This window comes from Streptococcus loxodontisalivarius, from assembly GCF_016908645.1.
GTDB classification, from domain to species: domain Bacteria; phylum Bacillota; class Bacilli; order Lactobacillales; family Streptococcaceae; genus Streptococcus; species Streptococcus loxodontisalivarius.
Window position 1 is genome coordinate 14,526 of sequence record NZ_JAFBEH010000009.1, and the last position, 26,762, is coordinate 41,287.

At 39.4% G+C, this 26,762-nt stretch carries 27 protein-coding genes and 1 pseudogene; 24 read left to right on the top strand and 4 right to left on the bottom strand.

Going from position 1 to position 26,762, the window contains the following annotated elements:
* Positions 1-91 precede the first annotated feature (91 nt).
* The 15 genes from era (at position 92) to smpB (ending at position 12,931) form a co-directional block, all read left to right on the top strand.
* On the top strand, positions 92-988 hold the full coding sequence (gene era, locus JOC28_RS03010) for a GTPase Era (protein ID WP_205009169.1): 897 nt from the start codon (positions 92-94) through the stop codon (positions 986-988).
* A 157-nt stretch (positions 989-1,145) separates the two neighbouring features.
* On the top strand, positions 1,146-1,670 hold the full coding sequence (locus tag JOC28_RS03015) for a DinB family protein (RefSeq protein ID WP_205009170.1): 525 nt from the start codon (positions 1,146-1,148) through the stop codon (positions 1,668-1,670).
* 55 nt (positions 1,671-1,725) lie between these two features.
* Positions 1,726-2,196, top strand: a complete 471-nt coding sequence (locus JOC28_RS03020) for an 8-oxo-dGTP diphosphatase (RefSeq protein ID WP_205009171.1) — start codon at positions 1,726-1,728, stop codon at positions 2,194-2,196.
* 9 nt (positions 2,197-2,205) lie between these two features.
* The gene (locus JOC28_RS03025; protein ID WP_205009172.1) at positions 2,206-2,676 is read left to right on the top strand and encodes an NUDIX hydrolase; all 471 of its coding nucleotides are present in this window, start codon (positions 2,206-2,208) and stop codon (positions 2,674-2,676) included.
* 11 nt (positions 2,677-2,687) lie between these two features.
* Positions 2,688-3,260 carry a histidine phosphatase family protein gene (locus tag JOC28_RS03030; RefSeq protein WP_205009173.1) on the top strand — a complete coding sequence of 191 codons (573 nt, stop codon included), beginning with the start codon at positions 2,688-2,690 and terminating at the stop codon, positions 3,258-3,260.
* Between the two features lie 106 nt (positions 3,261-3,366).
* Positions 3,367-3,819, top strand: coding sequence for a hypothetical protein (locus tag JOC28_RS03035; protein ID WP_205009174.1), 453 nt, complete (start codon positions 3,367-3,369; stop codon positions 3,817-3,819).
* Complete coding sequence (gene mutM, locus JOC28_RS03040; protein WP_205009175.1) at positions 3,812-4,633, top strand: DNA-formamidopyrimidine glycosylase; 822 nt, start codon at positions 3,812-3,814, stop codon at positions 4,631-4,633. Before JOC28_RS03035 ends, mutM begins: the two co-directional genes overlap by 8 nt.
* Positions 4,630-5,250, top strand: a complete 621-nt coding sequence (coaE, locus tag JOC28_RS03045; protein ID WP_205009176.1) for a dephospho-CoA kinase — start codon at positions 4,630-4,632, stop codon at positions 5,248-5,250. The genes mutM and coaE overlap by 4 nt, the downstream gene beginning before the upstream one ends.
* Before the next feature lie 163 nt (positions 5,251-5,413).
* Positions 5,414-6,115, top strand: a complete 702-nt coding sequence (locus tag JOC28_RS03050; protein WP_205009177.1) for an ABC transporter ATP-binding protein — start codon at positions 5,414-5,416, stop codon at positions 6,113-6,115.
* Positions 6,105-7,751, top strand: coding sequence for a hypothetical protein (locus JOC28_RS03055; RefSeq protein ID WP_205009178.1), 1,647 nt, complete (start codon positions 6,105-6,107; stop codon positions 7,749-7,751). Before JOC28_RS03050 ends, JOC28_RS03055 begins: the two co-directional genes overlap by 11 nt.
* 109 nt (positions 7,752-7,860) lie before the next feature.
* Entirely contained in the window at positions 7,861-9,054 is a 1,194-nt protein-coding gene (locus JOC28_RS03060; RefSeq protein WP_205009207.1) for a multidrug efflux MFS transporter, read from the top strand.
* Positions 9,051-9,197: a 50S ribosomal protein L33 gene (gene rpmG / locus JOC28_RS03065; protein WP_205009179.1), complete on the top strand. Its 147-nt coding sequence runs from the start codon at positions 9,051-9,053 to the stop codon at positions 9,195-9,197. The genes JOC28_RS03060 and rpmG overlap by 4 nt, the downstream gene beginning before the upstream one ends.
* Before the next feature lie 45 nt (positions 9,198-9,242).
* Entirely contained in the window at positions 9,243-9,479 is a 237-nt protein-coding gene (gene secG, locus JOC28_RS03070) for a preprotein translocase subunit SecG (RefSeq protein WP_205009180.1), read from the top strand.
* Positions 9,480-10,003: 524 nt separating this feature from the next.
* Entirely contained in the window at positions 10,004-12,448 is a 2,445-nt protein-coding gene (rnr, locus tag JOC28_RS03075) for a ribonuclease R (protein WP_205009181.1), read from the top strand.
* A 15-nt stretch (positions 12,449-12,463) separates the two neighbouring features.
* The gene (gene smpB / locus JOC28_RS03080) at positions 12,464-12,931 is read left to right on the top strand and encodes an SsrA-binding protein SmpB (RefSeq protein WP_205009182.1); all 468 of its coding nucleotides are present in this window, start codon (positions 12,464-12,466) and stop codon (positions 12,929-12,931) included.
* Positions 12,932-13,258: 327 nt separating this feature from the next.
* Here smpB and JOC28_RS03085 read toward each other — a convergent pair whose 3' ends face one another.
* Positions 13,259-14,008 carry a MurR/RpiR family transcriptional regulator gene (locus JOC28_RS03085; RefSeq protein WP_205009183.1) on the bottom strand — a complete coding sequence of 250 codons (750 nt, stop codon included), beginning with the start codon at positions 14,006-14,008 and terminating at the stop codon, positions 13,259-13,261.
* 160 nt (positions 14,009-14,168) lie between these two features.
* Between JOC28_RS03085 and JOC28_RS10870 the strand changes: the two are divergent.
* Positions 14,169-16,016: pseudogene (locus JOC28_RS10870) on the top strand (glucose PTS transporter subunit IIA).
* Between the two features lie 9 nt (positions 16,017-16,025).
* Positions 16,026-17,495: a glycoside hydrolase family 1 protein gene (locus JOC28_RS03095; protein ID WP_205009184.1), complete on the top strand. Its 1,470-nt coding sequence runs from the start codon at positions 16,026-16,028 to the stop codon at positions 17,493-17,495.
* A gap of 33 nt (positions 17,496-17,528) precedes the next feature.
* On the opposite strand, the gene gloA is transcribed toward JOC28_RS03095, so the two are convergent.
* Entirely contained in the window at positions 17,529-17,924 is a 396-nt protein-coding gene (gene gloA / locus JOC28_RS03100) for a lactoylglutathione lyase (RefSeq protein ID WP_205009185.1), read from the bottom strand.
* Positions 17,925-17,933: 9 nt separating this feature from the next.
* On the bottom strand, positions 17,934-18,608 hold the full coding sequence (locus JOC28_RS03105) for an NAD(P)H-dependent oxidoreductase (protein WP_205009186.1): 675 nt from the start codon (positions 18,606-18,608) through the stop codon (positions 17,934-17,936).
* A 97-nt stretch (positions 18,609-18,705) separates the two neighbouring features.
* Here JOC28_RS03105 and JOC28_RS03110 point away from each other — a divergent pair, with 97 nt between their 5' ends.
* From JOC28_RS03110 to JOC28_RS03125, 4 genes are all read left to right on the top strand, one after another.
* Positions 18,706-19,563: a hypothetical protein gene (locus tag JOC28_RS03110; protein ID WP_205009187.1), complete on the top strand. Its 858-nt coding sequence runs from the start codon at positions 18,706-18,708 to the stop codon at positions 19,561-19,563.
* An 85-nt stretch (positions 19,564-19,648) separates the two neighbouring features.
* On the top strand, positions 19,649-20,560 hold the full coding sequence (locus JOC28_RS03115) for an ROK family protein (RefSeq protein ID WP_239548835.1): 912 nt from the start codon (positions 19,649-19,651) through the stop codon (positions 20,558-20,560).
* 15 nt (positions 20,561-20,575) lie between these two features.
* Complete coding sequence (locus tag JOC28_RS03120; RefSeq protein WP_205009188.1) at positions 20,576-21,256, top strand: hypothetical protein; 681 nt, start codon at positions 20,576-20,578, stop codon at positions 21,254-21,256.
* A 127-nt stretch (positions 21,257-21,383) separates the two neighbouring features.
* Complete coding sequence (locus tag JOC28_RS03125) at positions 21,384-21,572, top strand: hypothetical protein (RefSeq protein ID WP_205009189.1); 189 nt, start codon at positions 21,384-21,386, stop codon at positions 21,570-21,572.
* Positions 21,573-21,800: 228 nt separating this feature from the next.
* Here JOC28_RS03125 and JOC28_RS03130 read toward each other — a convergent pair whose 3' ends face one another.
* Positions 21,801-22,889, bottom strand: a complete 1,089-nt coding sequence (locus JOC28_RS03130) for a M24 family metallopeptidase (protein ID WP_205009190.1) — start codon at positions 22,887-22,889, stop codon at positions 21,801-21,803.
* Positions 22,890-23,267: 378 nt separating this feature from the next.
* Between JOC28_RS03130 and ccpA the strand changes: the two genes are divergently transcribed.
* The 3 genes from ccpA to JOC28_RS03145 all read left to right on the top strand — a co-directional run bounded on the left by ccpA (position 23,268) and on the right by JOC28_RS03145 (position 26,760).
* Positions 23,268-24,269, top strand: coding sequence for a catabolite control protein A (ccpA, locus tag JOC28_RS03135; RefSeq protein ID WP_205009191.1), 1,002 nt, complete (start codon positions 23,268-23,270; stop codon positions 24,267-24,269).
* A 159-nt stretch (positions 24,270-24,428) separates the two neighbouring features.
* Positions 24,429-25,427 (top strand): LTA glycolipid anchor biosynthesis glycosyltransferase, IagA/BgsA family, encoded by a 999-nt coding sequence (locus tag JOC28_RS03140; RefSeq protein ID WP_205009192.1) that lies wholly within the window; start codon positions 24,429-24,431, stop codon positions 25,425-25,427.
* Between the two features lies 1 nt (position 25,428).
* The gene (locus tag JOC28_RS03145) at positions 25,429-26,760 is read left to right on the top strand and encodes a glycosyltransferase family 4 protein (protein WP_205009193.1); all 1,332 of its coding nucleotides are present in this window, start codon (positions 25,429-25,431) and stop codon (positions 26,758-26,760) included.
* Positions 26,761-26,762 lie beyond the last annotated feature (2 nt).

Genomic DNA, 26,762 nt, shown 5'->3' on the forward strand with positions numbered 1-26,762 from the left:
TAAAAGCTGTGTAAAAAAGAGAAACTGTCAAAAATCAGGATTTTTAGTCAGTTTCCTATTTTTACTTGGCTTTTAACGTCCTTTATATCTTATGTTTAAATCAGGATTTGTTGCCATTCTTGGCCGTCCAAATGTTGGGAAATCAACCTTTTTGAACCATGTTATGGGTCAGAAAATCGCTATCATGTCTGACAAGGCTCAGACTACTCGTAATAAGATTATGGGGATTTACACGACTGAAAATGAACAGATCGTTTTCATCGATACCCCAGGAATTCACAAACCTAAGACTGCCTTGGGTGATTTCATGGTTGAATCTGCTTATTCAACGCTTCGTGAAGTTGAAACAGTCCTTTTCATGGTGCCAGCAGATGAGAAACGTGGTAAGGGTGATGACATGATTATAGAACGTCTCAAATCAGCTAAAATCCCTGTAATCTTGGTTATCAATAAAATTGATAAGGTTCATCCTGACCAGCTTTTGGAACAAATTGATGATTTCCGTAGTCAGATGGATTTCAAGGAAATTATTCCAATTTCTGCCCTTCAAGGTAACAATGTAGACACGCTTATCAAGGTCTTGACAGATAATTTGGAAGAAGGTTTCCAATATTTCTCAGAAGATCAAATCACTGACCACCCAGAGCGTTTCTTGGTATCTGAGATGATTCGTGAGAAAGTGCTACACTTGACACAACAGGAAGTACCACACTCAGTTGCAGTCGTTATCGAATCTATGAAGCGTGACCCTGAGACAGATAAGGTTCATATTCGCGCCACAATCATGGTTGAACGTGATAGCCAAAAAGGGATTATCATCGGAAAACAAGGTGCCATGCTTAAGAAAATCGGGAAAATGGCCCGCCGTGATATCGAAATCATGCTTGGTGACAAAGTCTACCTAGAAACATGGGTCAAAGTCAAGAAAAACTGGCGTGACAAAAAACTTGACCTAGCCGACTTTGGATATAATGAGAAGGAGTACTGATGTCCAGTGGACATCAGTAGCCTGAGCCTAGAAATTGAAAAGCGAAGGAGCCTGGGGATAGGCTCTAATATCCCGAGTACGCAGATTCGAAATTGAGGCTGTTTAGTGGACAGCTTTAAGTCTGAGACTTGTTCACATGTTTAGAAAGAAGATAAAGATGACCTATTTAGAGATGTTGATTGATAGTTTAAATCGTTCACGTGAGCGTTTCTTAAGAATGTTAGACGGTGTAACGGTTGAGCAGGCCAATGCTTTTCCAGTTGCAGAATCTAGCCCTCAGGTGAAATCTTTGACTTGGTTAACTTGGCATACTGCCAGAGAATTGGATCTTCAAACAGCTGATTTAGCAGGTCTTGACTCCGTTTGGAAGCAGCAGAATTTTGCGAGTCGATTTGACTTCCAACTTGAAGAAAATGAAGATGGTTGGAATCATAGCCTAGAACAGGCAGAGAAGATTACTGCTAATGACTTGGATAGCCTAATTGCTTATCTCAATGCTGCAACTGATTTTGCGGTTTCTTACTTGGAAAGTTTGGATGAGAAGAGTCTAGATGATATTATCGATGATTCTTGGACTCCAGCTGTTACACGTGGGGTACGTATGGTATCAATTATTGATGATGCTATTATGCATTCAGGTCAGGCAATTTATGCAAGACGTCTACTTGGACTGAAAGATTGAGATTTTGGGAAGTTTCCCAGAATCTTTTTTGATAAAAACGATAAAGGAGGATCTTATGTCACGAAGTCAGGAAGTGATTTTAACCAATATGTGTTTGATTGAAGACGGAGCAGGTCGTTTTGTCATGCAGATTCGTGATCCTGAGCGTTATGATTGGGCTGGTGCTGTTTTTCCTGGAGGTCATATTGAAGAAGGGGAGAGTCTTCATGCAGCAGTTATCAGAGAGGTCTTTGAAGAGACTGGACTTACTATTTCAAATCCTCAACTTGTTGGGATCAAGCATTTTTACACGAGGGATAAGGTTCGTTATCTGGTCTTTTTGTATCGTAGTAATCAGTTTACTGGTGAGCTGACCTCATCTGATGAAGGTGAGGTGCGTTGGGTGACAAAGGCAGAGCTGGAGTCTGGTCAGCTGAACTTGGCAGATTCGATGGAAGATATGATACCTGTCTTTTTTGATCAGTCTTTGTCTGAGCTTTACTATGAGCGTGATAGCGAAGATATTCTTCAACGGATTTTCTTTTAAGGAGAAAAGATGGACTATATTTCATACATTCGCTCAAAAGTTGGGCATGACAAGGTCATTTTGACTTTTGCTGGTGGTATTTTGTCAGATAGTCAAGGGCGTGTCTTAATGCAGTTGCGAGGAGACAAGAAAACCTGGGCTATTCCAGGTGGAGCTATGGAACTTGGTGAGTCAAGTCAAGAAACGGCTGAGAGAGAATTTTTTGAGGAGACTGGGATTAGGGTAGAAGCGGTGCGTTTTCTCAATCTTTACAGTAATTTTGAAGAGATCTATCCTAATGGTGACAAGGTACAGACTGTGGTTGCTCTCTATGAATTTAAGGCACTTGAAGAGCCTGCGATAGCTGATTTTAGGAATGAAGAGACGCTTAAGCTCCGCTATTTTTCAAAAGAAGAGATTGCTAGTGAAGTTAGTATTAGTGACAAGCATCGTCTCATGCTGACGGAGTATTTTGATAATAGCTTCGCTATGGGCCGTTGAGGGAGGTAGTCATGGTAACGACCTGTTATTTTGTTAGACATGCAGAACCTAATTACGACAATCATAATGATTATGAGCGTGAATTATCTGAGAAAGGTGAGCGTGATAGGCATTTAGTGACGGCATTTTTGGAGGATAAGGGTATCACTGCTATTTACTCTAGTCCCTATGTGAGGGCAAAAGAGACGGTTCGTCCCTTGGCTGATAAGTTGGGCTTGGCTGTCATAGAACGTGATGACTTTAGGGAGCGAAAAATCACCACTGATTGGATTGAGGATTTTCAGGCTTTTTCTCAGCAGCAGTGGGCAGATTTTTCCTATAAGCTAGCAGATGGAGAGAGCCTTTCTGAAGTTGCTACTCGCAATATTGCTGCTTTGGAGCAACTTTTGGAAGAGCATGAGGGTCAAAATCTTGTCGTAGGGAGTCATGGGACAGCCCTTAGCACCATTATTAACCACTATGATAAGACTTTTGCCTATGCTGATTTTGAGAGAGTTAAAGGGCTTATGCCTTGGATTGTCGTCTTCAGATTTGAGGGGAAAACCTGTTTGTCTATTGAAGAGGTCAATCTGTTTGAATTGTAGAAAAGGAACCAAGTCATATTTGAATTAGCTGAAATTGAGACGGTTTTGAGAGAGAAAAAGATGGTGCCTACTTTAGGATTTGTAATTGGATAGTGAGGGAGATTAAATGAATTTTACTGATCAACAATTAAGAAGGTTAAGGATGATTTTGTTGTCACTATATGGTCTGAGTTATAGTCTAGTTTTTTATATGATTTGGCAGTGGAATTGGGGAACTATTCTTTTCCTCAGTATCTTTTTATTTGGTTTGCCTTACTTTCTTTTGCTACTTCCATATTTTGGATTACTTATGTTTACAACCAAGCGTCTGTTTTCTATAATTTTGGCTTTTTTAACGACACTAGTACCAGCTTTTATTTTGCTGCTAATGCTAGATAATTTCCCACTACAGAGAATGGTGGATGAACGTCCCTCCTATGAAACCTTATCGCCAATTTTTTCAATTTTAGCCATAGCAAGTGTCGTTTTATTTCTGTTGATTTCGGTATTGTCTCTCATAGCAGCAATTTGCTATCGTCGTAGATGGTTACCGGTAGAGAAGGAGGAAAATCATGCCTGAATTACCTGAGGTTGAAACAGTTAGGCGTGGTTTGGAGCGTCTGATAGTTGGTAAGAAAATCCAGTCGGTTAAGGTATCTTATCCTAAGTTGGTTTTGACTGGGCTGGACAGTTTTGAGGTCAATCTGATTGGTCAGACAATCCAAGCTATGCGTCGTCGTGGTAAGTATTTGATTTTTGATTTGGGGAGTCAGGTCATCATTTCTCATTTGAGAATGGAGGGTAAGTATCTAGTTTTTCCTGACCAAGTTCCTGATAATAAGCACTTTCATGCTTTTTTCAAGCTTTCTGACGGCTCAACCTTGATTTATCAAGATGTGAGGAAGTTCGGTACTATGGAGCTCTTGTCAAAAGACGATGAGGAGGCTTACTTCGCTAAGAAAAAGCTAGGTCCAGAGCCGACTAAAGAGTCTTTCAAGCTCAAACCATTTGAAGAAGCTCTGTTATCTTCCCAAAAACTCATCAAACCCTACCTTCTGGAGCAGCGTCTGGTTGTGGGGCTTGGAAATATCTATGTGGATGAGGTGCTGTGGGCGGCGCGTGTGCATCCTGGGCGAGTGAGCTCTAGTCTTAAGAAGGCGGAAATTAAGAGTCTTCACGATGAGACTATCCGAATCCTTGGCTTGGCTGTGGAGAAGGGTGGATCGACCATTCGTAGCTATAAAAATGCTCTAGGTGAGGACGGCACCATGCAGGACTATCATCAGGTCTATGGCAAGACTGGGCAGCCTTGTCCACGTTGTGGGCGTGAGATTGTGAAAATTCAGTTGAAAGGGCGAGGCAGTCATTTCTGTCCGCGGTGTCAAAAAGAATGACGAAGATTATTGGATTAACTGGAGGAATTGCTTCTGGCAAATCGACCGTTACCAACTACCTTAGAAAAAAGGGATTTAAGGTTATCGATGCGGATCAGGTGGTCCATGATTTGCAGGAAAAAGGCGGAGCTCTTTATCAAGCCTTGTTAGACTGGTTGGGACCAGATATTTTAGGTCAGGATGGTCAGTTGAACCGTCCCAAACTAGCAGAGCTTATCTTTTCCAGTCAGGACAATTTAGACAAATCAGCTCGTCTGCAAGGAGCTATCATTCATCAAAAACTAGCTGAGAAGAGAGATGAACTGGCTGAGCAGGAAGAGGTCTTTTTTATGGACATTCCTCTCTTGATTGAACAGGATTACATAGATTGGTTTGATCAGATTTGGTTGGTTGCCCTTGATAAGGAAACTCAGCTTCAACGTCTTATGGATAGAAATACTTATTCAAAAGATGAAGCAGCAGCTCGCATAGCCAGTCAGATGTCAACTGATGCCAAGAAGAAAGTAGCTAGTCATATCATCGACAATAGTGGTAGTCTGGAGGAAACCTATCAACAATTAGATGATTTACTAGATGATTTACTTGCTGGCTTGAAAGGAGCTCAAAGTGGCAGCTAGAGTTATTCCCCAGACGCCTTGGTCTGGAGATAGATATTAAGCTTAGAAAAAATATACACTTAGCTAACTTAGCAGCATTCTCTGGGGATGCTGTTTTTTTGCGCTTTGTAAACGAATACATTTTAAGGTATAATAAATGTAAAAACTAAAAGGAGATGATAATATGGAGTTAATTGTTAGAAATCTTCACAAAAATTTTCAAAATAAGTCCGTTCTTAAAGGAGCAGATTATACTTTTAAATCGGGTGAAATTACTGGTCTGTTAGGTCGAAATGGTGCTGGAAAGACTACCCTATTTAACATCCTTTATGGTGAATTTCCTGCGGATAAAGGTGAGATATGTTTACGTGAGGCAGGTATTGAAAGGAAGATAAGTAGTGATGATATCGGGATGGTCTTTTCGGAAAATTACTTACCCGATTTTTTGACAGCCTATGAATTTATTAAATTCTATATGGATTTACATGCACCAAACTCTGATAAATCTGTTGATGATTATTTGGATTTTATGGAGATTAGCCAAGAAGACCGTCACCATTTGATTAAGGGCTATTCAGATGGTATGAAAAGCAAACTCTCTCTACTGTGTATTTTGATTTCTAAACCCAAGATAATTCTTTTAGATGAACCGTTAACGGCTGTAGATGTCGTATCTAGTATAGCTATTAAGCGCTTATTACTTGAATTTAGAGAGAATCATATTATCATTTTATCAACTCATATTATGGCTTTAGCTGAGGATTTATGCGATAGTATAGCGATTTTAGATAAGGGAGTTTTAACAAGTTTGGATATGGACCGTAAACATGAACAATTTGAGGAGCGTTTGTTAGAGGTCTTGAAAGGAGAGGATTATGACTTATAAATCTCTGATTAAATATCAACTTGTTATGAAGTCGGTTGAAACCTATAATATTTTTCTATATCAATTACAAAAAATCCCATTTTTAGGAAAATTGCTCCCAAATCGTATTTATGCTATTAATGAATTCAAAGGGCTTGCCTTTATTATTCAACTTTTAATTACGATTATCATTTCTTTGATAAGGAGTATTGCTTATGTAATATTTGCATACTTAACATCCAGTTTTTTGCTCTCTCGTTTGTATGAAACGATTTCCATAAATAATAAGGAGTCATCGCACTTTATTGGAAGTCTAACCATTATGGTAATCTTATCTATATTTCTTTATCTTCCTTTAAATTTAAAATTGATTAATCGTCTAGATATGTCACTAGCAATGGCTATTAGAGTATTTAGGATAAGGCCAAAGGACTATTTTAAATCGTTTGAATTATTGGATGATGTTAAGGGATTAATTTTTAGAATAGTTGTTTTTGGTGTTTTTATGATTTTTAATGGTTATTCTATATTCAATGCTCTAGCCTTCATTCTCTTGCTAGCCGGTAGTCGTCTATTTGTTAAAGTAGCTACTTTGCCGCTATATCATACCTCACACCAGATTAAAGAAAGTCGATTGAACTATTTGTCAGGCATTTCCTTTTTTATTGGTTTTGTCTTATCTGTTTGTTTAATCATTGCACCATCATCTTGGACTCTTACTTTTTATTCATGGCAAGCAGGTTTATTGGGAATAATTCTTTGGTTAGTATCTTTTTATTTATTGTCACAAAATAAAGAATTAGATCAGTTAACTAGGGCACTGGTAACTCACGAGAGTATGAGGGAACATGAAAATTTACTTGAAAATGCGACTCTTAAGGCTGTTGAAGTCAAAGAAGAGGAAATAGATTTTTCTACCAAATCATCTCAACAAGAGCTACGTGGAATTCCCTATCTTAATAATCTATTCATGCAGAGAATGGGTAAGCGTTTAAGGAAGGGAATTGCTATTCGATTTATCATTTTCTTATTAGTTTGGATATTATTGATTATAAGCACATATCTTATAAATATGGGTTTTCTCAATAATCTAAATTGGAAATCTGTGGTGGATTTCAACGGTTTCTTTTTTATCTCTGTTATTCTAGGTTATTTCTTTTATTTAGGTGAAACCTATATGAAATTTTGTTTCTATCATTTAGATAGACCTCTATTGAAATTCTCTTATTATCGAAAATCAGAGGTGGTCAAAGAGAGTTTGAAAACACGTTTTAGGACAAGTTTAATTTTAAATACTCCCTTATTTTTGATGTCGAATCTACTTTATTTGACTGCTTACCTTGTATTTTTTAATTGGAAGATAGAACAAGTATTACTCCTCATTTTAGGTCAACTGATTTCAATGATTTTCTTTAGTCTTTACTTTCTCTACCTTTATTTTCTTCTCCAACCATTTACAGATGGAATGTCCTCTAAAAGTTTTGTTTATAATACCTTAACTGGAGTTTTCTACTTAACAGCATCCTGGATATTTAACTTAGCTCCACATATAACAAAATTTTGGATGTTAACGATTTTACTTATAATGATTGTATTTTTAGTAAGTGGATATCTTGCTGTTCTAAAACTAGCACCAAAAACTTTTAAACTCAAGTAGTAGAGTAGCAGCCCTGCAATTTCCAAAAAGAAATCAGTCAAAATATGTTGGATTTATGCTATAATATAAGAATATTGTATGGGAAAGAAGATGACTCGTTATCACTAGTATTAACTGGAAACAGAATTTACGTGTAGCTTGGCTTGGTAATTTTTTGACCGGGGCAAGCTTTTCACTTGTTATGCCATTTATGGCTCTCTATGTCGAGGAGCTGGGGGCGCCAAAGGGGCAGATTGAGTTTTTAGCGGGACTGGCTGTAGCTATTTCCGCTTTAGCATCGGCCCTCGTTTCTCCTCTTTGGGGAAAATTAGCCGACCGTTACGGACGTAAACCCATGATGGTTAGGGCAAGCTTCGCAATGACTTTTACTATGGGAGGCCTAGCCTTTATACCGAATGTCTACTGGCTTTTGTTTCTCAGGCTGATGAATGGTCTCTTTGCTGGCTATGTGCCAAATGCGACCGCCTTGATTGCTAGCCAAGCTCCCAAGGATAAATCGGGATACGCACTTGGAACTCTGGCGACGGGATTGACTGCTGGAAATCTGATTGGACCGCTCTTGGGCGGTAGTCTGGCTGAATGGCTGGGCATGCGAAATGTCTTTCTTTTTGTAGGATTTCTCCTTTTGATCTGTAATATCATGACTGTTTTTATGGTTAAAGAGGACTTTGAACCTGTAGAGAGAAAAGATGTCATGCCAACGCGTGAAGTTTTTGCGCGTGTTAAAGATAGACAAATCTTGCTTGGTCTCTTTGTGACGAGTATGATTATCTATATTTCCGCTCAGTCAGTGTCACCCATTTTAGCGCTTTATATTAGACACCTAGGTGAAACAGAGAATCTTATGTTTATTTCAGGTTTGATTGTTTCCTCAATGGGATTTTCTAGTATGCTATCGAGTTCACGACTTGGAAAAATCGGAGACCGTATCGGTAATCACAGACTCTTGCTATTAGCTCTATTTTACAGCTTTAGCATGTATTTCCTATGTGGTTTAGCACAGACACCTTTGCAGTTGGGAGTACTTCGTTTTCTCTATGGCTTTGGAACTGGTGCCTTGATGCCTAGTGTTAATTCACTATTGACTAAAATCAGCCCCAAAGAAGGTCTGTCTCGAATCTTTTCCTACAATCAAATGTTTAGCTATCTCGGACAGGTTGTAGGTCCCTTTGTCGGATCAGCCGTGGCGACAGGACTGGGTTACCGTTGGGTCTTCTTTGTGACCAGCGCCATCGTTTTTAGTAATTTTGTCTGGAGCTTCTTGAATTTTAGACGTTTTATAAAGGTTAGGGATATCGTGTGAGAGTAAAAATCAATTTAAAATGCAGTAGCTGTGGCAGTAAAAACTATCTGACCAGCAAGAATAAGGCCAGTCATCCAGATAAGATTGAAGTGCCTAAATATTGCCCTAAAGAGAGAAAAGTAACCTTACATGTTGAATCTTAAGGGATTTTATGATAGAATTTTAGTGACTTATGTGGAGGAAAAATCATGTATAACTTACTACTAACAATTCTTCTTGTGATTTCAGTCTTGTTGGTGATTGCGATTTTCATGCAACCTCAAAAAAATCCAAGTAGTAATGTTTTTGATAGCAGTGGTTCAGAAGCACTTTTTGAACGTACAAAAGCTCGTGGTTTCGAGGCTTTTATGCAACGTTTTACAGCAATTCTAGTTTTCTTTTGGTTAGCGATTGCCCTAGTGCTTGCAATTTTATCAAGTAACTAAAGTAGCTTTGACCCATAGTGTCAGGCTTCTTTTTTTATGATGAACAAAAGAAGAGTGAAATGTCTTAGTGCCTAGTCAGTCAGACCATGCCAGACTCGGAGCACCGATTCTATTTAATATTTATAACTATTAATGCTGCCTATGAGCAGTAGAAAAAAGATAGAAACTTTCTATCTGAGAAAGGATTATAATAGGGGCTAAAGGCTGTGTGAAACAGATAGCTTGTCTCAAGTTATTGGCGACTTATCGTTGCCAGCAGTGTCGTAGGCGTTTGATGAGTTTACGACATCAGAGATTTGAGACTTATGATGAAAGCTAAAGCTTTGCTTTCTCTATTTCCCAGCTCCAACTCTTCCTTAGACAGTTGGAGCACATTTTCACTATCCGCTTAACGCCCTTTGTATCATAGAGAGGATTAGAACACGGGCTGCCCCCTGTGTCAAAAAGATAAAACTCCTAGTATGCAAGCATACAGCGTCGTTTTCCTATTTTGACTTTGAGGTCTTCGCCCTTTGTATCATATTATGAAAAACCAAATTATTACTTATTTAAAGGAAAATGGTAAATCAAATGTCAATGACTTGGCTGCTAGTCTCAATATGACTGGGAGTGAACATTTTCCAAAATTGATTAAAACAATCTCTCAAATGGAGAGTAAGAAGGAGCTGCGCTTCTCAGATGATGGAACAATTTCATTGAGACCAGCTCGAGAGAAGAAGGAACAGATCACCGTTCAAGGTGTCTTCCGTGCTAATAAGGCCGGTTTTGGTTTCCTTTTCGTGGATGACAATGAAGATGACATGTTTATCGGTCGTACGGATGTTGGTCACGCAATTGATGGAGACACGGTTGAAGTTGTTATCAAAAAACCAGCAGACCGTCTTAAGGGAACTGCAGCCGAAGCGCGTGTGGTTGACATTGTTGACCATGCCTTAAAAACAGTTGTCGGCAAATTTATCCTAGATGATGAAAAACCAAAATACGCTGGTTACATCAAATCTAAAAATCAAAAGATTCAACAAAAAATCTACATCAAGAAAGAGCCTGTTCTTCTTGATGGTACTGAGATTATCAAGGTTGATATCGAAAAATATCCAAACCGTCACCACGATTACTTTGTCGGAAATGTTCGTGATATTATCGGTCACCAAGGCGATGTCGGGATTGATGTTCTCGAAGTGCTTGAGTCAATGGATATCGTCTCAGAATTCCCTGAAGATGTTATGGCAGAGGCAAATGCTGTGCCAGATGCTCCATTAGCAGAGGATTTGATTGGGCGTGTTGACCTTCGTCAGGAAGTGACTTTCACGATTGACGGTGCGGACGCTAAGGACTTGGACGATGCTGTGCATATCAAACGTCTAGACAATGGTAACTTTGAACTAGGTGTCCACATTGCGGATGTTTCTTACTACGTAACAGAAGGCTCTGCTCTTAACCGTGAGGCCGTTGCCCGTGGGACATCTGTCTATGTGACTGACCGTGTGGTACCAATGTTGCCAGAACGTCTGTCAAATGGTATCTGTTCACTGAATCCAAATGTTGATCGCTTGACGCAATCAGCAATTATGGAAATTGACGACAAGGGGCGTTTGGTTGACTATCAAATCTGCCAGTCTGTTATCAATACAACCTTCCGTATGACTTACTCACGTGTCAATGACATGTTGGCTGGCGATGAAGAGGCTCTTAAAGAGTTTGCTCCTATCGTTGATGCTGTTGGAAATATGGCAGAGCTGCACTCGATTTTAGAGAGCATGCGTACACGCCGTGGGGCTCTTAACTTTGATACTGCGGAAGCTAAAATCATTGTTAATGACAAGGGGATGCCGGTTGATATCGTTCTACGTGAGCGTGGAACAGCTGAGCGTATGATTGAGTCCTTCATGCTTGCAGCCAATGAATGCGTTGCTCAGCATTTTGCCAAAAATAAAATGCCTTTCATCTACCGTATCCACGAGGAGCCAAAGGCTGAAAAATTGCAGAAGTTCATCGATTATGCGTCATTGTTTGGTGTGCAGGTTCACGGAACTGCCAACAAGCTCAGTCAGTCTGCTCTTCAAGATTTCATGGCAACGATCGAGGGTCAACCAGGCAGCGAAGTGCTTAACATGATGTTGCTTCGTTCAATGCAACAGGCTCGCTATTCTGAGCATAATCATGGTCACTATGGTTTGGCAGCAGAGTATTATACACACTTTACGAGCCCAATCCGTCGTTATCCTGACCTCTTGGTGCATCGCATGATTCGTGAGTATACTAAGAATAATTCTCAAGAGACTCAGGACCACTTTGCACAAGTAATTCCAGAATTGGCAACCTCATCATCAACACTCGAGCGTCGTGCTATCGATGCTGAACGTGTGGTTGAGGCTATGAAGAAGGCTGAGTATATGGAAGAATACGTTGGTGAGGAGTTCGATGGAGTTGTTGCCAGTGTTGTCAAATTCGGTATGTTTATCGAGTTGCCAAATACCATCGAAGGTCTGATTCACATCACAACCTTGCCAGAATTCTACAACTATAACGAACGCACCATGAGTCTTCAAGGTGAAAAATCAGGCAAGGTCTTCAAGGTCGGTCAGCCAATCCGAATCAAGCTTGTTCGTGCTGACAAGGAAACAGGTGATATTGACTTTGAATACTTACCAAGTGACTTTGATATCATTGAAAAAATCGATAAATCCTTAGTTCGTAAGCCTCGTGGCAATGGCAGAGCTCGCCGAGATGACAAGGATAAAAAAGAGCGTCGTGGTGGTCGAGGAAACCGTGGTGATAACAATCGCCGTAAGGACAGAAATGACCGTGGTGGACAAGATCGTAGAAATGATAAGAATTCTTCTAACCGTCGCCAAAATGATCGTAGACAATCATCAGGTGACAGACAGTCAAATGACTCTAGAAAGAAAGGGAAGAAACCTTTCTACAAAGATGCCGCAAAACGTTCACAAAAGAAAAACTCAAGATAGGATTGGAGGATTTCCATGCCTAAACATGATGAAAATCTTCTGGCGCAGAATAAGAAGGCCAGACATGATTACAGTATCGTCGATACCGTCGAAGCTGGTATCGTGCTGACAGGAACGGAGATTAAGTCTGTCCGTGCAGCCCGTATTCAGCTCAAGGATGGCTATGCCCAAATCAAAAACGGTGAAGCTTGGTTGGTCAATGTCCACATTGCACCATTCGAACAGGGTAATATCTGGAATCAAGAACCAGAGCGCACCCGCAAACTTCTCCTCAAAAAACGTGAAATTGCCAAACTGGAAAATGAACTCAAAGGAACAGGGATGACTCTGATTCCTCTCAAGGTTTATTTGAAAAATGGCTTCGCTAAGGTCTTGATTGGTCTGGCAAAAGGAAAACATGACTATGACAAACGTGAATCCATCAAACGCCGTGACCAAGACCGTGACATCAAACGTGTCATGAAAAGCATGAATCAACGATAAAAAGAGCCGCCTAGGCTCTTTTTATCGTTGAAGACAAAGTCTTTTTTTCGATACTTTCCTTAAGTGATGTCGGACGTCAGCGACTTCCTACGGAATTCCATGACTAATATTTGAGCCAAGTGTCTCAAATATTCCGAGTGTAAGAAATGCCTATATAAAAGCATTTCTTACACTTTCATCACGGCGGAAGTATCTTTTGGGTGCTCGCTAACGCTCGCATGAAATTGAAAAATTTATTTTAAACAAGCAGAGCTTTTGCATCCAATTCCGTTGAAAGTTAGATTTGTCTACATCCTGAAAAAGAGCCGATTGGGCTCTTTTTTTTTCTTATAGTTGTGAATGGAGGATGTTGAGGAGAATTTCGACAAACATCATAGGAATTGATTGAAGGTCAACGATTGATTGGTTATCTTCCAAGGCACCAGGTAATAGAATAGTATTTGAGAAGAATTTTCCTGATTTAGCTGTCGGACTTAGGGTAACTAAATAGGACTCGTTGGGCATATTATTTTCAATTTCGCTAAGGCTACTTCTAAAATTCTCGAGATTACCTGAGATTGAAAACATAATTAGTAAATCATCCTCATTAATAATATTTGTCAGATGAGCTCCACTGTTAAGATCGCAAGCCAAATGACTAGGAATTCCTAAATTTTGCAATCCAAAATACAATTGTCTAGCAGGCAAAGACGAGGCGTGAATACCAAAGAGATGGATTCTACTTGATTCTTTGAGTGATAAAATGAGTTTTTGAATCTTATCACGTTCTAAGGTATTGAGACGATTGACAATTGTTGAGAAATTACTCGTCATTTTACTTACAATATCCTGATTATCAAGAACTGGAGAATTATGCAGATGTGAGATGACATCAAACCGAAAGTCCTTGTAACCTTTATAACCAAGAGTTTGACAAAATCTTAGGACAGCAGAAGTAGAAGTGTGACTTTCATTAGCAACCTTAGTGATGGTATAGGTTTCCACTTTGCTGAGGTTCTCCGTTAAAAAATGATAGACTTTTTTCTCTGAATTTGAGAATTGTTTTTCACTGTGCATCATTCGTTCTAGAATATTCATATTGATCTCCTAATACTATGATTTATACAGTTATTTTATAAAGAATTGATAATTTTGTCAAAAGTTAATAAAAATATTGACAACGTTTTCAAAAAGGACTAAAATAGCACTGTAAAAACTTACAAAATGTGTTGGTAAAATTATCAAAAGGAGAAAGTCTATGGATTATAAAAAACTATCAAATGATATTATTTCCAATATCGGTGGTGTAGAAAACGTAAATATATTATCTCACTGTATGACTAGATTACGTTTTAATTTGAAAGATGTCTCTAAAGCTAATAAAGAAGCACTTGAAAATTTGGAAGGAGTAATAGGAGTTGTCTATGCTGGTGGACAATATATGGTTATTTTGGGACCGCATCTTGTCCAAACTTATGATCAAATTCTTAAAGATTTTCCAATTGAAGATGGAGGATCTATTGATGAGAATCTTGATGGTGATGTGGGATCTAAAGAAAAGCTAACATGGAAGAATGCTTTTGCCAAGCTAATTGGATTTGTATCAGCTTCTGTAACGCCGATGGTTCCAGGCTTGATTGCTGGGGGTATGCTGAAAGTTGCTCTTATTTTGATTACGACCTTCATCTCAAAAGACTGGGCGACATCATCATCTTATCTATTACTTTCTTCAATCGGAGATGCACCATTCTATTTTATGCCGATTTGGGTGGCCTATGGCGCTTCAAGAAAGCTTGGAGGAACACCAATTTATTCAATGGCAGCAGCCGCAGCTCTTTTGCATGCAAACTATACAACACTTGTTGCATCCGGTAATCCTTTTGATTTGTTCAATATTACTGTCAATCCGATTTCATATGGAACCTCATTGTTACCAGCCCTTTTGATTTCAGTTGTAGCTTATTATAGCGAGAAATATCTCAATAGGATAATTCCTAATATTTTCAAAGCTATCTTTGTAGGTATGGGAACAATTTTCATTGCTGGTAGTTTAGGTTATCTCATTCTTGGTCCTCTAGGTAATTATATTGGACAAGTTGTAGCTTCAATCTTTATGTTCCTAGATAGTACCGTAGGTCCATTAGCTGTTGGTTTACTTGCTGCAGCCCTTCCTTGGATGGTAATGACAGGTATGCACCAAGCTATTACACCATTTATGCCTCAACTCCTTGTTGATCCTGGTTATGACTCATTACTTCGCCCAGCCTTTTTAATGCACAATATGGCAGAAGGCGGTGCAGTTCTAGGTGTTAGTGCCCGTACCAAAGACAAATTAAAACGTAGCGAATACCTTTCTATTGCTGTAGGTGCCCTAGTAGCAGGGGTTTCTGAACCAGCTATTTATGGTGTCAACCTTAAATAAAAACGTCCAATGTGGGCTGTTATGGCAGGTGGTTTTGCAGGTGGTGTTGTAGCAGGACTTTTGGGGGCGAGAGCTTTTGTAATGGGGTATTCAAATCCACTTGCACTTCCAATCTTTGGAAAAACAGCTATGGCGGCAGCAGTTGGTATTCTTGTTACGATTGTCGTTTCCGCAATTGTTGCCTATGTTTTGGGAATTGAAGAAAGCAATCAAGAAGTAACTGAGCCTGTTCAAATAACTGTCGCTGATGATGTGATTGTTGCTGTTGCGGATGCTAATCTTGTTCCATTGGAGAAGGTAGATGATCCTGTCTTCTCTCAAAAACTAATGGGTGACGGTGTTGCCTTTGACTTGGAAAGCGACTTTATTACAGCACCATCAAACGGTGAATTGACAACTGTCTTTCCAACTGGACATGCTTTTGGCATTACTCGAAAAGATGGTGTGGAAATGTTGGTACATATCGGTATCAATACCGTAGAACTTAATGGTCAGGGATTTGATGTGCTCTGCAAGTCAGGAGAAACTGTACGTGCAGGACAACCAATTATCAGAATCAATCGTGAAGAGATTCATCAAAAAGGTTATGACACAACCACAATGCTTATCATCACAAATCCAAATGATAAAACAATTGAACTTAAGACAAGTGGTAGCGTTAAACAAGGACAAGAATTGAATTAGGAGACTATTATGACTTATCAATTACCAGAAGGCTTCTTGTGGGGAGGAGCAACAGCAGATTTCCAATTTGAAGGTGGATTTGGAGAAGGTGGTCGTGGTATTTTGTCACATGACTATGAAACAGATGGTTCGCAAGAAAATCCAAGACATCACACTATGAAACGTTCTGACGGAAGTATTATCAATCCCAGAAGTTCATTCTTTTATGCAGACCCTGTTCCTGGTGATGCCACACCTATTTTTTTAGAGAATGAATACTATCCAAGTCACAAAGCTGTCGATTTTTACCATCATTATAAGGAAGATATCAAATTGATGGCAGGTATGGGTTTCAATGTTTTTCGTTTCTCAATCTGTTGGTCACGTATTTTTCCAACAGGAGAAGAACTTGAACCTAATGAAGCAGGGCTTCAATTCTATGATGATGTCATCAACGAGATGGCTAAGTATGGTATGGAGCCATTGATTACCATTTGTCACGATGAAATGCCAATGCAACTTGCTCTCAAGTATGATGGTTGGTCATCACGAAAAGTCATTGATGCCTATGTTAAATATTGTAAAGTTCTTTTTGAACGATATGGAGACCGTTGTCGCTACTGGTTGACCTTTAATGAAATTAACGCAGTACGAGGTTTTGGTCCAATGGGAACAAGACAATCAGGTGGTCAAGAGCGTTATCAGGCAGATCATCATATGTTTGTAGCTAGTGCTATGGCAGTCAAATTGGGACACGAATTGATGCCTAATAGTCAGTTTGGTGCTATGTATGCCATGAGCGAACTTTATGCTAGAACATGTAAGCCAGAGGATGTTTTTCATCGTATGCAAGAACGTCGTGAAAACTGGTATTTTATTGATATTATGGGACGCGGTTACTATCCAAGTTATTCAAAATCAGTTTGGAGAAATAGAGGGGTTAGTGGAATTGCTTTCGAACCTGGTGACGAGGAAATTCTCCGAGAAGGACAACTTGATTTTATTTCATTTTCTTACTATCGCTCAAATACAACACAGGCAGGCGATGACTGGTTTAATGTTGGTGGCTCTCCAAACCCATATTTGGAAGAAACACCTTGGGGTTGGGCAGTCGATCCACTAGGTCTACGTCATGTGATGAACGACATCTTTGATCGTATTCAGAAACCAATTTTTATTGTTGAAAATGGTATGGGTGCCGTTGATGTAGCTGATGAAAATGATTATGTTGAGGATGACTACCGTATCGACTATTTGAAGAAACATCTTCAAGCAATGGCTGACGCTATCAATCTCGATGGGGTAGAGTGTCTAGGTTATACCATGTGGGCACCTATTGATTTAGTATCGCTATCAACTGGTGAAATGAAGAAAAGATATGGATTTATCTACGTGGATATGGATGATAAAGGTAATGGTAGTCTCAAACGAACACCTAAGAAATCGTACGAATGGATGAAAGAGATTATTTCATCAAATGGTGCTAAATTAGCAGAATAGAAAAAAGAGCTTTGAAAAAAGCTCTTTTGATTTTTATTCCTCACCCAAAAATTGTTTCAAGCGAATAACTTCGATTTTATAGCCATCTGGGTCAGTAATGAAGTAGTACATTGGTGCACGACCTGGTAGTCCCATTAGTTTGGTAACAGTGTAACCAGCTTCCTCGTGTGCTTGGTGGCTAGCTTCAAGGTCTTCAACGCCAACTGCAATGTGAGCGTAGCCATTTCCCAAATCATAGGCTTCGTGATCGTAGTTATAGGTCAGCTCAAGCTCGTAGCTAGGGTCTTCCTCAAAGGCGAGGTAGACCAAAGTGAACTTGGCTTCTGGAAAATCGCTGCGGCGAACTTCCTTAAAGCCTAGGGCTTCTTGATAGAACTGAATTGATTTTTCAAGATTTTGAACGCGAACGCATGTGTGTAAAAATTTCATGATAACTCCTTAATCTAGCCAAGTAATCACTTCTTGGCGTGGTTTACGACTACGTGGGTGTTTAGGATCTTTGAGACGATAGCCAAAGGAAATCATGCTGGCGATTCCTTCTTTGTCACTATCGATAATACCAGCGTCAGCTAGAATGTCATTAACAGCATCGTAGGTGAATCCTTCAATAGGACAGCTGTCAATCCCAATCATAGCAGCAGTGGTCATCATATTCCCCATAGCGATGTAGGTTTGTTTGGCAGTCCAATCAAAGAGTGCGCGTGGGTCGTCAGCGACCTTCTGATCTCTTTCTTGGAAGTCCTTATAAAGACCCAAACGGGCAGGAACATCTTCGTCAGTAATGCCACGACGAAGCAGACTATCCTTGATAATTTGACTATCATAGCGAGCATTTTTAGCAGCAAGCAGAAGGACAAAGTGACTAGCAGTGTCGAGCTGTGGACCTGCACCCCATGCGACTGGTTTTAGAGAATCGCGGAGCTCCTCAATATGCTTACGGTCAAGAACGACAAAGCGCCAGCCTTCTAGACCAACAGAAGAAGGGCTGAGCCAAGCAGTATCAAGGATAAATTCCATATCCTCTTTGGAAATCGTCTCCTCATTGTAGACTCGAACAGCCACACGACGGTCGTAAGCTGTACGAATCGCTTCTTTTGAAATTGATTGTGTCATGAAAACCTCCTTAGAAGTTATTCTATCATTTTCCGGCATGAAAAGTCTATTTATAAAATAAGTTTAATTTGTTAAAATAAGTACGGAGGAGCATTTAATGAAAATGAAAAAGAAGTTGATAAGAAAGAAGAAATCGGATAGTTTTGATTCCATTTCACAGGATATGGAAGAAAGTTTTATCAATCAAGAAGTTGAAGCTAGAACAAATTCTTTGCGATTGAGAATGAAGGGAGTGATTTTTCTAGTAGTGTTGACTCTTTTAGGTACTTTTTATTACATGAGTAGTAATTCGAAGTCATCACAGTCGCAAACAACACAATCTCAGCAGCCATCACAATCACAGACAACACAGTCACATTACTCGCAGGAAGAATTAACTGCTTATATTGAAGAGCTTACCAAGGAACATACTTATACAAATCATCATTGGACACTTGATGAATACGCTAGTTTAACGATAGATGAATCTGGAGAAGATGGTATTAGTTTGGAAAACTTTATTAAAAAATATGGTTCACCATATGGAGGTCAACCGTTGGAAGATTTTGCTAATACGAATAGAATTGTTCTAGATTATGTAACTGATAATATTTATGATTATGGAAGTTTTTCTTTTAAATATGTTAACGGAAAATTTCGTTTATACGATAAAATGCTCACAGTTAAAAATTATAGTAGTGAGCTTGTTACGGTAGCGAGTCGTGAAAATTATAAAAATCAGTGGACGAAGGAAAAGTATGACACGTTGGAGGATGGGACATCACTTTCTGAGATCTATCAATTATTTGGAAAACCTTCAAATGTGCAACTATTAGCTACGGGGGACTATATTTATATTATATTGACTTATGGAAAAACTTTTGATGATGAGGAAAATAAAGTAGAGTTACAGATGACCTATTCTGAAAAGGAGACAAGTCTAATGCGCAAGCAAGAAACAGGTGCAATGTGGTAATTTCATTAAATCTTAAGGTAACTGCAAACCTCAGTTTCTTTTTTGAATGTGGAGATTATATTTTCCATAGTAAGGAGTAGAATGGATGAAAAGGAGACAAGAAATGATTTTAGCGCTCGATTTTGGTGGTACACAGGTGAAGTCTGCATTGGTTTCAGAAGAGTTTGATTTGGTGCAAGTTTTTGAAGCTCTGCCTTCTCCCAAGAACATGGAAAGCTGTCTAAGTTTGATTGACCAGATTGTGACACCTCATCTAGGAAAGATTTCAGGTCTCGCTTTCTCATTTCCAGGGACAGTAGATGATGAAAATGGCATTCTCTACAAGGGAGGTCTCCTGAATTTCTTAGATGGCTTTGCCTATCGTGCTTTTGTGACTGAGCAGTATGGGCTTCCAGCTTCTGCCATTAACGATGGCAAGGCGGCGGCGCTTGCCGAGTATGCGACTGGACAGCTAAAAGGCTGTCAAAACGGCCTTGCCATGGTCCTGGGATCAGGTCTTGGCGGTGGCATTATTCTGAATGGTCAGATTTATCAAGGATCTAACTTTCAAGCGGGCGAGCTGACTTTTATGGTTCCTCCCAAAAATGCTGAGCTGGAGGAGTTTGAGTTTGCAGGTAACCATGTCTCAGCTGTCAGTATGATCCGACGTTGTTCAGCAGTGCTGGAACTTGAAGATGAAACGGACGGCAGACAAGTCTTTGACTATATCAATAAAAGAGACTCTCGCGTCTATCCAATTTTTGAACAATACTGTCGCTATTTAGCAATCTATATCAATAACGTTCAGGCGATTTTAGACCTAGGTAAGGTAGTTCTTGGTGGAGGAATTTCTAGTCAACCAATCCTACTTGAAGAACTAGAAAGACAAATTACCAAACTGGAAGCAGAGCAGCCACTCTTTTTCAAAGTTGTCAACCGACCAGCAATCGCCATCTGCCAACACAAAAATGGCGCCAATCTTATCGGTGCAGCCTATCAATTGAAGAATGGTAAATAGATTACGAGGACTAGTATGAAAAAGCTATTTCAAGCAAGCTTTGAAGAGAGTTTAAATTTAAGAGATGATACCGTATCAAATGGTTTTATCGAAAGAAATTTAGCAGAGACAGAGGAAAAAGAAAAATATAGAGGTACTTTAAAGTCATATATCTGGCTTACTCTACTGACAATCTTTTTTACATTCGGACCTAATTGGATTTTTTACAAGGCTAGTTATTATATCTATAGTCATTTCGATAGTTCATTTTTAAAGCAAAGTACATATAACTTTCTACCCTATTGGATATTTTTGCTTTTGGGGTGTACTTGGTTATTTCTAATCATCATGGGAAAAAGATTTAGTCAAAAATTTATTTTGATCTATAGAGGTCAATTTCATTTATTTGTGACATATTTTTTATGGTTATTAATAGAATGGAACTTATTTTGTTTAACAGGTTTTTCAGCAAGCTTAGGACTATTTGGAACTCTTTCTTTTTTAGCGATAAATTTTTATTTTATCTATATTATTTTTAGAAATAGAATTCGAAATCTTTTGAATTTAATGTTTATAAAAGATGAAAGGTATAAGTCAGACTCATCTGATAAAGGACAAAGAGTGATGCTAATTATAGGAATAATTTTTATTTTGTGGTTAGTCGGTAAATGTAAAGAAGCATTTATATCATTCGAATGTCACTACATCTTTATTTGATTATGTCATTAAATTATTATTGAAATACGGAACACCTATCCTAGGGATTGTAGTCCATTTTAAGTTTTTTAGAGGAGGATATTTATCAGATGTATCCACATCAATAAACGGAATTGGTATTACGTTAATGTGGGCGTTATTAAATATTTTAGTAGCAGCATTTATTATCTTTATGGAATTTCCTAGTTACTTAAACGCCTACTATAAGTGGAAATACTCTGAAGAGTACCGAGAGTGGGAAGGAAAATCACTTGAAGAATGGTATGGTAAGCAGTATCTTAAGAAACACCAAGAATTATTGAAAAGAGAAGGATAGTAATCAATCTGACGAAAAGCCAGTAAAAAAGTTTGGAAAAGAGTTTTCCAAACTTTTTTACTTATTTAGGTAGTCTAAGAGGGCAGAGCTAAACATTGGAAAGCGGAAGCTCTGACAGTTTGGACAGAAAGGGACAAGACCTTCGCCTTCTAGTTCCTTTTCTACCAGTTCCTGCCCACAGTCGCCACAGAATCGATCTCTTTTTAATGATGTCATCAGCTCAGCCCATTAATCCAATGAGAAATATTGAAGTTCTTTTGGAGTTTGGGTAAAGACTTCAAAGCCAGACTTAGTCACATAACCGCAGTCTTCGATACGGACACCGACCTTGCCGGGAATATAAATACCAGGCTCGACTGAGAAGCACATGCCTTCTTGGATGACAAGGTCATTGCCCTCCATGATAGAAGGAAATTCGTGAACATCCATACCAAGACCGTGTCCCAGACGGTGGTTGAAATACTCACCGTAGCCAGCTTTTTCGATAACTTGACGAGCAGCTGCATCGACTTGGCTGGCAGTGACTCCAGGTTTGATAAAGTCTTGAGCAGTTAATTGTGCTTCAAGGCAGAGCTGGTAAATGTCTTTTTGGAATTGTGTCGGTTGACCGACAGCAACCGTACGAGTCATGTCGCTGGTGTAGCCGTCGTAGACAACACCGAGGTCAAAAAGTAGCAGAGCATTGTCCTCAATAGGATTTGTTCCGGGAATACCGTGCGGATTGGCAGCGTTATTCCCAGTTAGGACCATGGTGTCAAAGGACATCTGATTAATTCCCTGTTTTTTGAGTTCAAACTCAATCTGAGCAATAATGTCAGTCTCGGTATTGCCTTTTTTGATATTGTCAAAGCCGATTTGAACAGCGACATCAGCCCATTTTCCAGCAATTAGCATCTTCTCGATTTCGTCTTGAGACTTGATAACACGCATGGTTTCGATAAGAGGTGTTAGATTGTCAAAGCGACCTGAAAAAACAGTTTGTAGTCCTTGGAATTTTGTAACATTGAGGTTGTTAAATTCAGCAAAAACGACTGGACTATCGAGTGAAGGTAGGACACTAGTGATTTTTTGCCAAGGATTTTCAGAATCCACGTAGCCAAAGACAGGGAAATCAAGCTGTGCTTGGGCGCGTGCGACCTCCAAGGCAGGAACAAAGAGAATGGGTTCAGCATCCTGATAGACGAAGAGAAACATCTGACGTTCATGTGGATCACAGTAGAAACCTGTCAGGTAGTTGACGGTTACGGGATCAGATAGGATAGCGATGTTTGAGCCTTTTTCAGATAAAAAGTGACGAATATGGGCGAGTTTAGTCATGAAGTAATTCCTTTCCTACATCTATTACCTCTATTTTTTCAAAAAATAATCTAAATTGCAAGAAGAAATAGATTGGATAGGAAGTGATTTATTGTTTTCTTTCGTTTTTCTGAAAAAATGTAAGCATTTTGAAAATCCGACTGTTGCTAAAATACTTATCGGTCTTGTAAGAGATTTTTTTATCAGATAGGAATATTCATAGAAGGTCCTTGAGATTTTGGTCGGAAATTCTGTAAAAACTACTTTAAAATAGCAGATTATTATCAGAAATCCCTTTCATTTTTTCCTTTAAGCACAGCTATTTACTTGAAAGTGTTTTCACTTAATGGTAAAATATATTTGAAAGCGTAATTTACAAAAGAAAGGATGATAATAAGAATGAATACCGATGATACGATTACTATTTATGACGTTGCCCGTGAGGCTGGTGTGTCAATGGCTACCGTTAGCCGTGTCGTAAATGGCAATAAAAACGTCAAGGAAAATACTCGTAAAAAGGTTCTTGAAGTGATTGATCGACTTGACTATCGACCAAATGCCGTAGCTCGTGGTTTGGCAAGTAAGAAAACAACTACCGTCGGAGTGGTCATCCCAAATATTGCTAACAGCTATTTTTCAATTTTAGCTAAGGGTATCGATGATATCGCTGCTATGTACAAGTACAATATTGTTTTAGCTTCAAGTGATGAGGATGACGATAAGGAAGTGGGAGTGGTTAACACCCTATTTGCTAAGCAGGTTGATGGTATTATCTTCATGGGTCACCACTTGACTGAAAAGATTCGTGCTGAGTTTTCGCGTTCACGCACACCAGTTGTTCTTGCAGGTACAGTTGACCTTGAGCACCAACTTCCAAGTGTCAATATTGACTATGCACAGGCTGTTTCTGATGTTATTGGCGAGCTGTCTCAAAGACATGAAAAAATCGCCTTTGTATCAGGTCCGCTAATCGATGATATCAATGGTAAGCTTCGCCTAAACGGCTTTAAGGATGGTCTAACAGCAAGTGGTTTGCCATTCAACGAAGGTTTGGTTTTTGAAGCTAATTACCGTTATCAAGACGGTTTTGACTTGGCAGAGCGTGTCCTTAATTCAGGAGCGACAGCAGCTTATGTAGCTGAGGATGAATTGGCAGCAGGTCTCTTGAATGGTCTCTTTGCAGCTGGTAAATCAGTACCAGAAGACTTTGAAATCATTACAAGTAACGATTCACCAATCACCAAGTACACACGTCCAAACCTCAGCTCAATTAGTCAACCAATCTATGACTTAGGAGCTGTCAGCATGCGTATGTTGACAAAAATCATGAACAAAGAAGAACTAGAAGATAAGGAAATCATCCTTAATCACGGCATTACTAAACGTGATTCTAGTCGCTAGGGACAGGTTTAACCTTGTCCTAATTAAGAGTGGAAGTGCTGAGTCAGTCTTCCACTTTTTTATTTGAAATAGAAAAAAAGGGTTATGACAAACTCCAAGAAGAATGCTTCTCATAAGATTTTAAGTGAAAAAATGGAGCAAATGAGCTATAATAATGGTATGAAAGTTTTACTGTACTTAGAAGGTGAAAAGGCTATCAGTAAGTCAGGAATCGGTCGAGCAATCAAGCACCAGCAAAGGGCGCTTGAGTCTCAAGGAATTCCTTATACGACTGATGAACATGATGATTATGACCTTGTCCATATCAATACTTACGGTCTGATGAGTTGGCATCTTTTGAAAACTGCCAAGCGTTCAGGTAAAAAGGTTATCATGCACGGCCATTCAACCAAAGAAGATTTTAGAAATTCTTTTATTTTATCAAATCAGATTGCGCCACTATTTAAGTGGTATCTGATGCATTTTTATCGTGCAGCGGATGCGATTATCACACCGACAGAATATTCAAAATCGTTGATCCAATCTTATGGGATTACCTGTCCTATCTACCCTGTGTCAAATGGGATTGATTTGGCTAAGTATGTGCCTGATAAGACTAAGGAAGAGGCTTTTAGAGAATATTTTCAGCTAAAAGAAGGTCAGAAAGTGGTTATTTCAGCTGGTCTTTATTTTAAGCGTAAGGGAATTGAGGATTTTGTTAAGGTAGCAGAAAGCATGCCCGATGTGACCTTTATCTGGTTTGGGCAAATCAACAAGATGCTTATCCCAGCTAAGATTCGCCGTTTGGTTGAGAAAAATCACCCTTCAAATGTAATTTTCCCAGGTTATATTAAGGGAGATATCTACGAGGGAGCAATGAGCGGAGCGGACGCCTTTTTCTTCCCAAGTTTGGAAGAAACGGAAGGGATTGTTGTCCTTGAAGCGCTTGCCAGTCATCAACACCTGGTTCTTCGTGATATTCCTGTTTATGAGGGATGGATCGGTCAGGATGCGGTCGAGTTTGCTTCTGATGTTCCAGGTTTTGTCTCTGCTCTTCGTAAGGTTCTGTCTGGTCAGAGTCAAAAAGAAGATGCTGGCTATGCAGTTGCTCAGAGCCGCCGAATTGAATTAGTTGCTCAGCAATTGGCTGATGTCTATCAGAAAGTGATGGAGGATTAGGATGAAAATCGGCTTTTTTACAGACACATATTTTCCACAAGTTTCTGGGGTTGCGACTAGTATTCGTACCTTGAAGGAGGAACTCGAAAAAGCTGGGCATGATGTCTATATTTTTACGGCTACTGAAAAGAATATCAAGGTAGATGATGATCCAACCATTGTTCGTCTGCCTAGTGTTCCATTTATCGCTTTTACCGATCGTCGTATGGTCTACTCTGGGCTTAATACAGCTTATCAGATTGCTAAGGAACACGATTTGGATATTATCCATACCCATACAGAGTTTGTTATGGGGAGTTTCGGCTATATGATTGCGCGTGAGTTGGGGATTCCTATCGTTCATACCTACCACACTCATTATGAAGACTATGTGCATTATATCGCCAAGGGGCGTTTGATTAAACCTAGCATGGTCAAGTATTTCGTTAAGGATTACTTGCGCAATTATGATGCGGTTATCTGTCCGAGTCGAATCGTTCAAAACATTCTGGATGGCTATGATGTAGCTATTCAAAAGCGTATCATTCCGACAGGGATTGAGCTTGACCAGTACTTACGACCTGATTTGACCGATGAGGATGTCAAAGAGCTGCGCTCTCAACTGGGAATTGCTGATGCGGATACTATGCTCTTGAGTCTATCTCGCATTTCTTATGAGAAAAATATTCAGGCGGTGTTGAAGTCTCTGCCAGCAGTTTTAGAAAACCAACCTCAGCTCAAATTAGTTGTGGTAGGTGATGGTCCTTATCGCCCTGATTTGGAAGAACTGACTAAGGAGCTTGGGATTCAAGATGCAGTTATCTTTACAGGAATGGTTGCTCAGACTGAGACGGCACTTTATTACAAGGCGGCTGATTTCTTCATCTCTGCTTCAACTAGCGAGACCCAGGGGCTGACTTATACAGAGAGTTTGGCAAGTGGGACTCCAGTGATTGCACATGGAAATCCTTATTTGGATGACTTGATTGATGATGTTATGTTTGGGACTCTTTACTATGATGAGAACAATCTGTCTCAGGCTATCATTGAGGCTATCCAATCAACGCCTCAAATGGATCAGGCTAAGTTGGACGAAAAGCTTTATAGCATTTCAGCTGATCATTTTGGAAAATCAGTCTATGAGCTCTATCTGGATTTGATTATCTCTAAAGAATATAAGGTTGAGCGCAGCCCATTTTCAAGAGATGGTAAGCGAAAATATACTCATATCAAGGTTGTAAGACGTACCATGAGTGCCCCGTCTCGTGTGGTCAGAGGCACAGCTAAGACGACGGCTCGTATGGTCAAGACACCTAAGAGCTTGATTGACAGCCTGAGAGATTTCTTCGATTAAAA

What these genes read in the sequence shown, in the direction of transcription:
- JOC28_RS03125 (WP_205009189.1), top strand. Translation starts at nt 21,384, where the DNA reads ATGTGGGCGTTATTAAATATTTTAGTAGCAGCATTTATTATCTTTATG.
- JOC28_RS03095 (WP_205009184.1), top strand. Translation starts at nt 16,026, where the DNA reads ATGACTTATCAATTACCAGAAGGCTTCTTGTGGGGAGGAGCAACAGCA.
- JOC28_RS03110 (WP_205009187.1), top strand. Translation starts at nt 18,706, where the DNA reads ATGAAAATGAAAAAGAAGTTGATAAGAAAGAAGAAATCGGATAGTTTT.
- JOC28_RS03145 (WP_205009193.1), top strand. Translation starts at nt 25,429, where the DNA reads ATGAAAATCGGCTTTTTTACAGACACATATTTTCCACAAGTTTCTGGG.
- JOC28_RS03015 (WP_205009170.1), top strand. Translation starts at nt 1,146, where the DNA reads ATGACCTATTTAGAGATGTTGATTGATAGTTTAAATCGTTCACGTGAG.
- JOC28_RS03105 (WP_205009186.1), bottom strand. Translation starts at nt 18,608, where the DNA reads ATGACACAATCAATTTCAAAAGAAGCGATTCGTACAGCTTACGACCGT.
- JOC28_RS03055 (WP_205009178.1), top strand. Translation starts at nt 6,105, where the DNA reads ATGACTTATAAATCTCTGATTAAATATCAACTTGTTATGAAGTCGGTT.
- JOC28_RS03085 (WP_205009183.1), bottom strand. Translation starts at nt 14,008, where the DNA reads ATGAATATTCTAGAACGAATGATGCACAGTGAAAAACAATTCTCAAAT.
- mutM (WP_205009175.1), top strand. Translation starts at nt 3,812, where the DNA reads ATGCCTGAATTACCTGAGGTTGAAACAGTTAGGCGTGGTTTGGAGCGT.
- JOC28_RS03115 (WP_239548835.1), top strand. Translation starts at nt 19,649, where the DNA reads ATGAAAAGGAGACAAGAAATGATTTTAGCGCTCGATTTTGGTGGTACA.
- era (WP_205009169.1), top strand. Translation starts at nt 92, where the DNA reads ATGTTTAAATCAGGATTTGTTGCCATTCTTGGCCGTCCAAATGTTGGG.
- coaE (WP_205009176.1), top strand. Translation starts at nt 4,630, where the DNA reads ATGACGAAGATTATTGGATTAACTGGAGGAATTGCTTCTGGCAAATCG.
- JOC28_RS03050 (WP_205009177.1), top strand. Translation starts at nt 5,414, where the DNA reads ATGGAGTTAATTGTTAGAAATCTTCACAAAAATTTTCAAAATAAGTCC.
- rnr (WP_205009181.1), top strand. Translation starts at nt 10,004, where the DNA reads ATGAAAAACCAAATTATTACTTATTTAAAGGAAAATGGTAAATCAAAT.
- JOC28_RS03025 (WP_205009172.1), top strand. Translation starts at nt 2,206, where the DNA reads ATGGACTATATTTCATACATTCGCTCAAAAGTTGGGCATGACAAGGTC.
- gloA (WP_205009185.1), bottom strand. Translation starts at nt 17,924, where the DNA reads ATGAAATTTTTACACACATGCGTTCGCGTTCAAAATCTTGAAAAATCA.
- ccpA (WP_205009191.1), top strand. Translation starts at nt 23,268, where the DNA reads ATGAATACCGATGATACGATTACTATTTATGACGTTGCCCGTGAGGCT.
- JOC28_RS03120 (WP_205009188.1), top strand. Translation starts at nt 20,576, where the DNA reads ATGAAAAAGCTATTTCAAGCAAGCTTTGAAGAGAGTTTAAATTTAAGA.
- JOC28_RS03035 (WP_205009174.1), top strand. Translation starts at nt 3,367, where the DNA reads ATGAATTTTACTGATCAACAATTAAGAAGGTTAAGGATGATTTTGTTG.
- secG (WP_205009180.1), top strand. Translation starts at nt 9,243, where the DNA reads ATGTATAACTTACTACTAACAATTCTTCTTGTGATTTCAGTCTTGTTG.
- smpB (WP_205009182.1), top strand. Translation starts at nt 12,464, where the DNA reads ATGCCTAAACATGATGAAAATCTTCTGGCGCAGAATAAGAAGGCCAGA.
- JOC28_RS03030 (WP_205009173.1), top strand. Translation starts at nt 2,688, where the DNA reads ATGGTAACGACCTGTTATTTTGTTAGACATGCAGAACCTAATTACGAC.
- JOC28_RS03020 (WP_205009171.1), top strand. Translation starts at nt 1,726, where the DNA reads ATGTCACGAAGTCAGGAAGTGATTTTAACCAATATGTGTTTGATTGAA.
- JOC28_RS03130 (WP_205009190.1), bottom strand. Translation starts at nt 22,889, where the DNA reads ATGACTAAACTCGCCCATATTCGTCACTTTTTATCTGAAAAAGGCTCA.
- JOC28_RS03140 (WP_205009192.1), top strand. Translation starts at nt 24,429, where the DNA reads ATGAAAGTTTTACTGTACTTAGAAGGTGAAAAGGCTATCAGTAAGTCA.